Raw genomic sequence first — 1,965 nt, forward strand, 5'->3', positions numbered from 1 at the left:
CGCTGCCGCCGATCGTGATGTTCCTCGTCTATCTCACGACCCCCGGCTACATCTCCCTGCTGTGGACCCATCCCACTGGCCAGCTGATGCTGGTCGGCTGCGTCGTCTGGATGTCGATCGGCATCATGGTGATGAAGAAGATGATCAACTTCGATTTCTGATTGATGGTGCCGCATGGTCGAGTTCCTCGTTACGAAACTGCATGACGCCCACTTCATGACCATGCTGCTGGCAGCCATCGCTGCCAGCGCCACCGTGTACACGCTGGTGATGCCGATGTTCGCCGGCGAGGGCCTCTCCAAGCGCATGAAGGCGGTGGCGAGCGAACGCGAGCGCATCCGGCAGCGCGAGCGCGAGCGCCTCAACAAGACCGAAAAGGTCTCGCTCCGCCAGACCCCCAAGCAGCTCGTCTCGAAGGTGGTCGAGGACTTCAATCTCACCAAATGGCTGGCGCAGGAGGCTGCGCGGGACAAGCTGATCATGGCCGGCTATCGCGGCCATGCGCCTTACATCACGTTCCTGTTCGCCCGCCTGGTCGCCCCGATCGTGCTGTTCATCGGCTCGGTCGTCTACGTCTTCCTGATCGCCCATATGGACCGTCCGATGCCGATCAAGATCGGCATCTGCGTCGGCGCGGCCTATCTCGGTCTGCAGGCGCCGATGCTGTTCCTGAAGAACGCGATCTCCAAGCGCCAGCTCTCGATCAAGCGCGCCTTTCCCGATGCGCTCGATCTGCTGCTGATCTGCATCGAATCCGGCATGTCGGTGGAAATGGCGTTCCGCAAGGTCGCAACGGAGATCGTCGGCCAGTCGATCGCGCTGTCGGAGGAATTCACCCTGACCACCGCCGAGCTGTCCTATTTGCAGGACCGCAAGGTCGCTTACGAAAACCTGGCGAAGCGCACCGGACTCGAAGGCGTCAAGTCGGTCTGTCTGGCGCTTCAGCAGGCGGAACGCTACGGCACCCCGCTCGGGCAATCCTTGCGCGTCATGGCGCAGGAAAACCGCGACATGCGCATGAACGAGGCCGAGAAGAAGGCCGCCGCGCTGCCGCCGAAGCTGACGGTGCCGATGATCCTGTTCTTCCTGCCGGTGCTGTTCGTCGTCATTCTCGGGCCGACCGGCATCAAGATCTCCGAGCTGCACTGACGCGCGATCCAAAGCCGCGAAAACAACCCCATGCACAGTAGCCGGCCGGCGCCGGCTCGGCGTCATGTGGATCGCGGCAAACGCCCGAATGATCGGATGAAATTCACGCCATCGCGCCAAAGGCAGCGGATCAGTCGGGCTGGCTGAGGGAAGCGACCGGGGTGCGCTTCGGCGCGCCGCGCGGACCGTCGTTGCGGCTCAGCATCTCCTTCAGATAGGCGACATTGGCCGCCGCCTGGTCGGGCGCCAGGTCCGCCTTCACGATGGTCTCGGCTTCCGCGAAACGGCCCTGGAGGCCGACCACCAGGCCGAGATTCTGCCGCACCCGCGGGCCCGCGCGCGGCGACGCATAGGCCTGCCGCAGCGCCTCTTCCGCCTTGGGCAGGTCCCTCGTCAGCATGTAGGACAGGCCGAGATTGGAGAGCACGCCGGGGTCATCAGGCGCGATCTTCAGCGCGCTGGCATAATAGCCGCGCGCCTCGTTGTGGCGGCCCATCTGGTCGAGGCAGGTACCCTGCACCGACAGCAGGTGCCAGTCCGGATTGTCGGGCGAATGCGCCTTCGACAGCACGTCGAAGGCCTGCTGGAAATTGCCGGTGTCGGAGAGCGCGCGACCGTATTGGGCCAGCAGCGCCTTGTTGCTGGGATTGGCGATGGTCGCCTGTTCGAGCACGGCCGCGGCCTGGGCGCGCTGGCCGTTGGCGCGCAGGGCCTGGCCATAGGCCAGCGCCGTATCGGCATCCTTGGGATTGGCCCGATAGCGCTCGCCATAGACCTCGACGGCGCGCGCCGGATCGGCCGGCGCAGCCGCCTCCG

The 1,965-nt window shown here is 64.9% G+C and carries 3 protein-coding genes; 2 read left to right on the forward strand and 1 reads right to left on the reverse strand.

Translation table 11 applies throughout. The annotated features are described in order from the left end of the window. The coding region (locus AOQ71_RS49485; protein ID WP_430648688.1) for a type II secretion system F family protein at nt 1–161 on the forward strand (161 nt) is incomplete at its 5' end. Nucleotides 162–174: 13 nt separating this feature from the next. Next, nucleotides 175–1,149 carry a type II secretion system F family protein gene (locus AOQ71_RS41115; RefSeq protein WP_057759460.1) on the forward strand — a complete coding sequence of 325 codons (975 nt, stop codon included), beginning with the start codon at nt 175–177 and terminating at the stop codon, nt 1,147–1,149. Between the two features lie 130 nt (nt 1,150–1,279). On the opposite strand, the gene AOQ71_RS41120 is transcribed toward AOQ71_RS41115, so the two are convergent. After that, nucleotides 1,280–1,965 (reverse strand): tetratricopeptide repeat protein (locus AOQ71_RS41120; protein WP_245317427.1); only part of this gene is annotated, 686 nt, incomplete at its 5' end.

Origin of the sequence: Bradyrhizobium manausense (assembly GCF_001440035.1) — a bacterium.
Taxonomy (GTDB): domain Bacteria; phylum Pseudomonadota; class Alphaproteobacteria; order Rhizobiales; family Xanthobacteraceae; genus Bradyrhizobium; species Bradyrhizobium manausense.

Coding starts and splice junctions, on each gene's coding strand:
- AOQ71_RS41115 (WP_057759460.1), top strand. CDS start 175: ATGGTCGAGTTCCTCGTTACGAAACTGCATGACGCCCACTTCATGACC.